Raw genomic sequence first — 8,257 nt, 5'->3', positions numbered from 1 at the left:
TCCGCCAGCGCCCGCGCACCCCGGCACGGGTGGCCCGCGCCAGCAACTCCTTGCGCGTCATGCCAAGCAGCCTGGCGATGGCCGGCTTGCTGCGCCGCCCGGCCTTGGCCAGGGCGTCCAGCTCCTCCGGGCTGAAGCCCAGCGTGGCGTAGTGCGAGTGGATGTGCGCGCTGTGCTGCGCCTGGTGTGACGAGCTCTGCGTAGCGCTGCGAGGCATGGCGAACTCCTTCTGTGAATGGGCACAGAGGGATGGACCGGACAGCGGGCAAAACATTCAGGCATTCTGGCTGCCGTCTATCATCCCCCTGCAGCCAGACAGGAAACCCACGCCATGAAACACCGGATCGTCGAACGGCCCGCCTTCACCCTGGTCGGCCAGGAATTCCACGCCGAGCGCGACGGCAGCGTGCGCCAGCTGTGGCAGGCCTTCCTGCCGCGCGCCGCGAGCATCGCCGGGCGCACCGACGCCCAGGTGCTGTATGGCCTGTGCGCCCAGGGCGAAGCCGGCGCCTTCCGCTACATCGCCGGCGCCGAGAGCAGCGGCGGCGCGGTGCCCGAAGGCATGCTGGCGTTCCAGGTGCCGGCGCAGAAGTACGCGGTGTTCATCCACCAGGGCACGGTGGAGCAGATCGCCGAGAGCTTCCAGCGCATCTACGCCGAACTGCTCGCCCTGCGCGGCCTGGAGCCGCGCCAGGGGCCAGCGTTCGAACGATACGGCGAAGCCTTCCTCGGCCCCGACGACGCCCGCTCGCAGGTGGAGCTGTACGTCCCGGTGTACTGACCCTCAGCGCTTGGCCGGCTGCTTCATCTGCGCCAGCAGCCCGCTGCACTGGTCGTCTTCGCTCTTGCTCGGGGCGATCAGTGCCAGCAGCCCCGCAGCCGGCCCCACCGCCACGCCCAGGGCGACCATGCCGGCGCCGCGGGCGATCAGCGGGCCGGCGTGCACCCCGGCCTGCGGGTTCTTGAACGTGCCCTGCACATACAGCGGCGAGCGCAGCGAGAACAGCCGCACGCCCTTGCTGTGGGGGATGATGTCCAGGTCCAGCTTCTCGTTGGCGAAGTTGGCGCTGCCTTCGACATTGATGATCGCGTTCTCGGTGTCGAAGGCGAAGATGCGCGGCGTGGCCAGGCCCTTGGCGATGCCGACGTCGGCCGCCGCGCAATTGATCTTCACGTCGTCGTCGCCGAACAGCTTGGCCACCACGTAGTTGCCGACGTTGAGCCCGGCGATTTCCATCAGCCCCTTGCTGATCCGCCCGTCGTTGACCAGCAGCTTGAGGTCGCCGTTGGCGCCGCCGAGGATCGCCGCCACCGAGTTGCCGGTGCCGCTCAGGCTGGCGTCGCCGTTCAGCTCGCCGAAGCTGCTCTGCATCGGCGCGAAGGTCGGGAACAGCTGTTTCAGCTTGAAGCCGCGCGCCTGCAACTGCACCTTGCTCTGCAGCGGATTCTTGCCGCCGTCCAGGCGGATCTGCGCGGTGAGGCTGCCGCCGGCCACGCCGAAGCGCAGCGGGTCCAGGCGCAGCAGGCCGTCTTCCAGGCGCAGGTGGGTCTGCAGGTCGCTGATCGGCAGCTTGTCGCTGTGGATGATGCGCTTGCCGGCGAACTCCACGTCGGCGTCCATGGCGCGCCAGCGTTCGGTGCGGAACTCCTCCACCGGCAGCACCTTGTCCGCCGGCTGGCGAGTGCTCTGCCCGCGCGCCTGCTTCTGCGCGTTGCTGTCGGCGCCGATCAGCGGGCCGAGGTCGGCCATGCGCAACTGCTCCGAGGTCAGCTTGCCGCTGAGCGTGGGCCGCGGCTGCGCGTTGACGAAGGTGAGGCTGCCATGCAGGTCGCTCTCGCCCACCTTGCCATTGAACGCCTGGTACTCGAAGCGCGCCCCGGCGGGGTCGTGCAGTTGCGCGCGCAGGCGCCCGTCGGTGGCGTAGGCCGGGGTATCCGGCAGGGTCACGCCGGTCAGCGGGAAGAGGTTGGCCATGCTGCTGCCGGCCAGCTTCAGGCGCAGGTCCAGCGCGCCGAGGTTGAGCGGGTCGGTCAGGGTGCCGACCACCGCCGCGCGGGTGTCGCCCACCTTCACCTCGGCCTGCAGCGGGAACGGCCGGCTGGCGTCCTCCAGGGCCAGCACCCCGCCGACCTTGCCCGCACCGCTCAGCGGCAGGCCCTTGTAGGTGCCGCTGACCTTCCAGCCGAACACATAGTCCTGGGTCGCCGCCGCCTGTTCACCGCCGACCGCCTTGCCGGCCAGCTGGGCGAAGGGCACCGGCTTGCCGAGGGTGTCCACCAGCACTTCCAGGCGGGTCTTCAGGGTCTGGTCGTCGAAGCCGACGCGGCCCTTGTCGAAGCCGATCTCACCGATGGCCAGCGACCAGGGCGTGGGCTCCTCGGGCGCGCCCGCCTCCTTGGGCGGCAAGGTGAAGGTCCAGTTCGCGCGGCCGTCGGCCAGGCGCAGCAGGTCGGCGCTGGGCTGGGTCAGGCGCACCTGCGGGATCACCACCTGGCGCCATAGCAGCGGCAGCGGCGACAGGCGGAACTCCACGTGGGCCAGGCTGGCGAAGTTCGCCGCGCGGGTCTTGCCCGCCGCCCAGTCGGGATTGCCCAGGGTGATGTCGCTGGCGGCGAAGTGCGGCCAGGGCACCCAGGCGCGCCAGCCACCCTGCTCCGGCTCGCGCTGCCAGAGCACCTGCAGGTCGCCGTTGATGGCGAAGGGACGACCGATGGCGGCGGAGACCTTGTCGTTGATCAACGGCCGCGCGCGGTTCCAGTCGAAGGTGGCGATGAACACCAGCGCCGCCACCAGCAGGGTGAGCAGGCTGGCGAAGCTATAAAGGCAGATTTTCTGGCCGCGCGTCATGCAGAACTCCTTGTAGCCGCGTCGGTGGTGGTGCGCCCTGGCACAGTCGCCCAACAGTGTGCGCATTGCCGGCGCGCGATGCCAGCCGCCAGCCCATGCCGGGTTGGACCGCGCCAGGCCGGCGAAATGCCGGAAATCTCACCCACGCGGGAAAAATCAGACGCCGCCCCGCGCCACGCACTCGCGGCCAAGCACGCGCCCCGATGGCCCGCCGGAGCGTTCCAGCGATAGTTCCAGTCTGTCACGCCGATAGATACATCTAATAAACAGATTAAAACAATCTTCTCAAAAAGCGCCTTTAAATCACTATATAAAAGCAATAAACAAATTCAACTTATTGTTTTAATACATATTTTATAAACATCATCGGCATCGATAGCGACCATTAGCCACGTTCGTTTTTAAATCAACAATCCAGATCAGATACTGGCTCCGTGTCCAGAACAACACCCCTTTCCTCCAGGAGCCAACCATCATGAAACGCACCCTCGCCTTCGGTTTCGCCCTTTCCCTGATCGCCGCCAACCTGGCTTTTGCCGCCCCGGCCGCGGTCTCCGCCCAAGCTCCGGCGCAAGTAGCCGAGAGTGGCACGTCCAACAGCGTCGACCGTCTGCACAAACAGATGAGCGAACAGGTTCGCGTCGCCGAGAATGGCAGCGACCACACCATCGATCGCCTGCACAAGCAGCTGAGCAACGAAGCCCGCGTCGCTGAAAACGGCAGCAACCAGACCATCGACCGTCTGCACCAGCAGATGGGCAACGAAGCTCGCGTAGCGGAGAACGGCAGCGACCACACCATCGACCGCCTGCACAAGCAACTGAGCAACGAGGCCCGCGTCGCCGAGAACGGCAGCAGCCATACCGTCGACCGCCTGCACGGTGCAATGAGCGTCGCCGAATCCGGTGGTGACACTGTCTTCAACACCCACCTGCGCCAAGCATGACCCCAAGGCAGTACACCGCAAGGTGAGAGAAAAGCCCGGCCCCGGCCGGGCTTTCTTATTCCCGCCAGAAGCCCTCCCGATCCCGCCCTCGAATTCCTCGGAAAGCCGCACCAACCCTGACCTGGAGCAGATTTTCCGAACAACTGATCCAATAAGTAGATATTAATGATTGGCTCGATAAGCCCTATCGAGGCCATTGATAGAAGTCAAAAATTAAAATCAACTTATTGTTTTTAAAAAGATTAATTAAACATCACCCACATCGATATCGACCATTGGCCGAGTTCGTTTCTAAATCGATGATCCAGATCAGACAATAGCTCCGTGTCCAGAAGAAACACCCCATTCCCCAGGAGCCAACCATCATGAAACGCACCCTCGCCTTCGCCCTTACCCTGATCGCCGCCAACCTCGCCTTCGCCGCCCCGGCGCAAGTGGCCGAAAACGGCTCGTCCAACAGCGTCGACCGTCTGCACCAGCAAATGCAGGCCCGCGTCGCCGAGAACGGCAGCGGCCAGACCATCGATCGCCTGCACAAGCAACTGAGCGACCAGGTGCGCGTTTCGGAAAACGGCAGCAACCAGACTATCGACCGCCTGCACCAGCAGATGGGCAGCGAGTCCCGCGTGGCCGAGAACGGCAGCGCCAACAGCATCGACCGTCTGCACAAGCAAATGACCGGTGAAGAAGCCCGCGTAGCGGAAAACGGCAGCGCCAGCACCATCGACCGCCTGCACAAGCAAATGGGTGGTGAAGAAGCCCGCGTCGCCGAGAACGGCAGCAGCCACAGCGTCGACCGCCTGCACGCTGACATGCGCGTAGCCGAGTCCGGTGGCGACACTGTGTTCAACGCCCACCTGCGCCAGGCCTAAGCGCCACGAGGTACACCGCAAGGTGAAAGAAAAGCCCGGCATTCGCCGGGCTTTCTCATGTTCGCAGGTTCAGTTCGCCTGGTCGGGCGAGCCGTCGGAGCGGCCGATGGTCGGCGGCGCCTCCACCACCAGTTCCTCGGGCACCTCGTCCACGCGCGGGTCGAGGGTGGCGGCCATGGGGCTGACGGTATCCGGCATGGCCACGTGGTGCAGCGGCGCCTCGTCGACACGGTGGATACCAGTGACGCGCTTGGGCTGCACCCAGAAGATCAGCAGCAGCGCGTAGGCCGATACCAGCATGTAGAACATGCCCGGGCCGAAGTGGCTCATCATCGCGCCGGCGAACAGCGGGCCGATGCACGCGCCCACCCCGTAGGTGGTCAGCAGCATGGCCGAGAGCGCCACGCGGCGCGGCTGCTCGACATGGTCGTTGGCCAGCGCCACCGTCAGCGGGTAGAGGGTGAACAACAGCATGCCGGTGATGAAGCCGTTGGCCAGCAGCGCCCAGTACGGCAGCTCGATCAGCCCCCACATGGGCGCCGCGGCCACGCACAGCAGCAGGGCGTTGCCACGGATCAGCCAGCTGCGGTTGACCCGGTCCGACAGCCAGCCCAGCGGCCACTGCGCGCAGAAGCCGGCGACGATGCACATGCCCACGAACAGGCTCGACTGCGAGGTATCCAGGCCATTGCGGTTGGCGTACACCGGCGCCAGGCCGTAGAAGGCGCCGACCATCAGGCCGGCGACGAAAATGGTGCCCAGCGACTGCGGCACGCGCTTCCAGAAGAAGCCGATCTCCAGCGGTGCCGCCACCAGCTTGGCCGGGTGCACGCGGCGGGTCAGCGCCAGCGGGATCAGGCACGCCGAGAAGCAGATCGCCACCAGCAGCAGCGGCTTGTAGTCCAGCACCGGGCTCAGCGCCAGCAGGCCCTGGCCGACCACCAGGCCCAGGTCCACCGCCACCATGTAGCCGGCGAACACCTTGCCGCGCTGGTGGCCCTCGGCCTGCTCGTTGAGCCAGCTCTCGATCACCATGTACTGGTTCATCATCACCGCGCCCATCACGAAGCGCAGCGCCACCCACACGCCGAGGTTGTCCACCAGCGCGTGCAGCAGCACGATCACCGTGGCCAGGCCGGCGCAGGCGACGTAGGAACGGATGTGGCCGAAGCCGGCGATCAGCTTGTGGCCGAACTTGCCGCCGCAGACCAGGCCGAAATAGTAGGCCGCCATCAGCCCGCCCACCCACAGGTCGCCGGCGCCTTCGGCAGTCAGGCGCAGACCCATGTAGGTGGTGAACAGGCCGGAACCGGCCAGCATCAGGAGGGTGGCAGTGTAGAGCGCGGGGAACGTCACGAGCGGGCTGAACATGGGGCTACCTGGCCGGGCGACGCGGCGCCACGGCGGACGAAAGTGGGAGCTCGGCCATTGCACGAAAAGCGGCCGGGGCCGCGCCGGAAAGCCCGGCGCGACAGCCGCGCATTATCCACGCGGGCCCGGGGCGCCGCCATTGGCCGCGACGTCCGGCAACCGTCGGAACCGTCCGACACTGGCGGCCTCGAATGCAGAAAGCCCTCCCCCGGAGAACGCCATGAACCTCCACGACCCTCGGGAATTCCTGCTCTGGTGCCTGCTCATCAACTACGCGGTGCTGCTGCTCTGGTTCGGCGCCTTCAGCCTCGCCCACGACGACCTCTACCGCCTGCACAAGCACTGGTTCGGCCTGGCCCCGGAAACCTTCGACGCCCTGCATTACGGCGGCATGGCCGTCTACAAGATCGGCATCCTGCTGCTGAACCTGACGCCGCTGCTGGCCTTGTGGATAACCGGCGACTGAGGACTTCCGCACCCTGCAGTCGCCCACATCCCCCGTAAGCGGACCACGCCCGCGAGCCCTCTACGCCCCGTTCGCGAGCAAGCTCGCTCCTACGAAAAGCGCCGTCCGGTGCGTGTCTGATTTGTGGCGCCAGATTTTTCCCACTTTGGCCTACGGAATTCGCCCAGGCCTGCCGATACTCCCCTGGCGTGGTACGCCCCGCACTGGCCCCCAACAAGAACAATCTCCGAAGGCCTGACTTCACAGAACCCATTTTGGAGATCGTCAATGAATAGCTGGATATCCAACCTGAGCGTGAACCTCAAGTTGGCCCTGGGCTTCGGCGTGGTGCTGGCCTTTACCGCCATCCTCGCGGTGGTCAGCTGGGTCGGCCTGGGCTCGCTGATCGACCGCAGCAACTGGATGAGCGACATCACCGAGCTCAATGCCCGCCTCACCAAGCTGCGCATCGCCCGCCTGCAATACATGATCGCCGACGGCGGCGATCAGGAAGCCGCCACGGTCATGAGCACCCTGGCCGACTTCAAGGCCCAGCAGCAGAAACTGCGCGGCTTCTTCGTCAGCCCCGAAAATGTTCGCATGCTCGACCAGCTCGGCGGCGTGATCGCCGACTACGAGAAATCCCTGGCGGCCATGCGCAACGGCTACCAGGGCGCCGCCGTCACCCGCCGCGCCCTGCAGGACAACGCCGCCCGCGCCGGCGAGCTGAGCGCGCAGATCCAGGAACAGGTACTCAAGGCCCCGGCCGATGAAGAGCGCTCCACCCGCTACCAGGCCATCAGCCGCACCCGCGAGGACCTGCTGCAGGCCCGCTACGACGTGCGCGACTACCTGGCCACCGCCCTCACCGGCAACGGCGACGGCGTGACCCGCCAGCTCGACGAAAGCATCGCCGGCCTGCCAGCCCTGGAAAGCGTGCTCGGCGTCGACCAGGCGGCCCGCGTCCGGCAGCTCGGCGAGGCCCTGCGCGCCTACCGCGACGCCGTGCAGACCCTGCGCACGAACATGGCCAGCATCGTCCAGGCGCGCAAGGAAATGACCACCCAGGGCCAGGACATCGTCAAGATCAGCGAAGCCCTGTACCAGCTGCAACTGGACCGCCGCGACGCCGAAAGCGCCCGCGCGCGCAGCCTGCAGAGCCTGTTCACCCTGCTGGCACTGGTGCTCGGCGGCCTGGCCGCGCTGGTCATCACCCGGCAGATCACCGGCCCGCTGCACGCCACCATGGCGGTGGTCGACCGCATCGCCGCCGGCGACCTGTCGCAGGACATCCAGGTCCAGCGCCGCGACGAACTCGGCCGCCTGCAACAGAGCATGCAGCGCATGAGCCGCAGCCTGCGCGAACTCATCGGCGGCATCCGCGACGGCGTCACCCAGATCGCCAGCGCCGCCGAGGAACTCTCGGCGGTCACCGAGCAGACCAGCGCCGGCGCCAACAGCCAGAAGGTGGAGACCGACCAGGTGGCCACCGCCATGCACGAGATGTCCGCCACCGTGCAGGAAGTGGCGCGCAATGCCGAGCAGGCCTCCCAGGCCGCCTCCGCCGCCGACCGCGAAGCCCACGACGGCGACCGCGTGGTGAACCAGGCGGTGGAACAGATCGAGCGCCTGGCCGAGGAAGTGGAACGCTCCGCCGACGCCATGCAGCGCCTGGAACAGGAAAGCGAGAAGATCGGCAAGGTCATGGACGTGATCAAGTCGGTGGCCGAGCAGACCAACCTGCTGGCGCTCAACGCCGCCATCGAAGCCGCCCG

Annotated in this window: 8 protein-coding genes; 5 read left to right on the top strand and 3 right to left on the bottom strand. The window is 66.6% G+C overall.

All coding sequences use genetic code 11. The features are described 5' to 3' along the window. Positions 1-217: hypothetical protein (locus P3W75_RS14655; RefSeq protein ID WP_430765376.1), on the bottom strand; the 217-nt coding region annotated here is incomplete at its 3' end. Between the two features lie 114 nt (positions 218-331). Between P3W75_RS14655 and P3W75_RS14650 the strand changes: the two genes are divergently transcribed. Further along, positions 332-781 carry a GyrI-like domain-containing protein gene (locus tag P3W75_RS14650; protein ID WP_276228087.1) on the top strand — a complete coding sequence of 150 codons (450 nt, stop codon included), beginning with the start codon at positions 332-334 and terminating at the stop codon, positions 779-781. A 3-nt stretch (positions 782-784) separates the two neighbouring features. On the opposite strand, the gene P3W75_RS14645 is transcribed toward P3W75_RS14650, so the two are convergent. Beyond that, positions 785-2,848 (bottom strand): AsmA family protein, encoded by a 2,064-nt coding sequence (locus P3W75_RS14645; RefSeq protein ID WP_276228086.1) that lies wholly within the window; start codon positions 2,846-2,848, stop codon positions 785-787. A 475-nt stretch (positions 2,849-3,323) separates the two neighbouring features. Here P3W75_RS14645 and P3W75_RS14640 point away from each other — a divergent pair, with 475 nt between their 5' ends. Beyond that, positions 3,324-3,794 (top strand): phage infection protein, encoded by a 471-nt coding sequence (locus tag P3W75_RS14640; RefSeq protein ID WP_276228085.1) that lies wholly within the window; start codon positions 3,324-3,326, stop codon positions 3,792-3,794. A 365-nt stretch (positions 3,795-4,159) separates the two neighbouring features. Next, positions 4,160-4,666 carry a phage infection protein gene (locus tag P3W75_RS14635; RefSeq protein WP_276228084.1) on the top strand — a complete coding sequence of 169 codons (507 nt, stop codon included), beginning with the start codon at positions 4,160-4,162 and terminating at the stop codon, positions 4,664-4,666. A 69-nt stretch (positions 4,667-4,735) separates the two neighbouring features. On the opposite strand, the gene P3W75_RS14630 is transcribed toward P3W75_RS14635, so the two are convergent. Beyond that, positions 4,736-6,037 carry an MFS transporter gene (locus tag P3W75_RS14630; RefSeq protein WP_276228083.1) on the bottom strand — a complete coding sequence of 434 codons (1,302 nt, stop codon included), beginning with the start codon at positions 6,035-6,037 and terminating at the stop codon, positions 4,736-4,738. Between the two features lie 220 nt (positions 6,038-6,257). Between P3W75_RS14630 and P3W75_RS14625 the strand changes: the two genes are divergently transcribed. Next, positions 6,258-6,503: a DUF6868 family protein gene (locus P3W75_RS14625; protein ID WP_276228082.1), complete on the top strand. Its 246-nt coding sequence runs from the start codon at positions 6,258-6,260 to the stop codon at positions 6,501-6,503. Positions 6,504-6,770: 267 nt separating this feature from the next. Continuing rightward, the coding region (locus P3W75_RS14620; protein ID WP_276228081.1) for a methyl-accepting chemotaxis protein at positions 6,771-8,257 on the top strand (1,487 nt) is incomplete at its 3' end.

The organism is Pseudomonas citronellolis (assembly GCF_029335315.1).
Taxonomy (GTDB): Bacteria; Pseudomonadota; Gammaproteobacteria; order Pseudomonadales; family Pseudomonadaceae; genus Pseudomonas; species Pseudomonas citronellolis_A.
Note: the sequence above shows the minus strand (reverse complement) of the source record. Positions and strands in the feature narration are given on the sequence as shown.

Excerpts from the sequence above, each read along its gene's own strand:
- P3W75_RS14645 (WP_276228086.1), bottom strand. The coding sequence starts at position 2,848 with ATGACGCGCGGCCAGAAAATCTGCCTTTATAGCTTCGCCAGCCTGCTC.
- P3W75_RS14635 (WP_276228084.1), top strand. The coding sequence starts at position 4,160 with ATGAAACGCACCCTCGCCTTCGCCCTTACCCTGATCGCCGCCAACCTC.
- P3W75_RS14630 (WP_276228083.1), bottom strand. The coding sequence starts at position 6,037 with ATGTTCAGCCCGCTCGTGACGTTCCCCGCGCTCTACACTGCCACCCTC.
- P3W75_RS14640 (WP_276228085.1), top strand. The coding sequence starts at position 3,324 with ATGAAACGCACCCTCGCCTTCGGTTTCGCCCTTTCCCTGATCGCCGCC.
- P3W75_RS14650 (WP_276228087.1), top strand. The coding sequence starts at position 332 with ATGAAACACCGGATCGTCGAACGGCCCGCCTTCACCCTGGTCGGCCAG.
- P3W75_RS14625 (WP_276228082.1), top strand. The coding sequence starts at position 6,258 with ATGAACCTCCACGACCCTCGGGAATTCCTGCTCTGGTGCCTGCTCATC.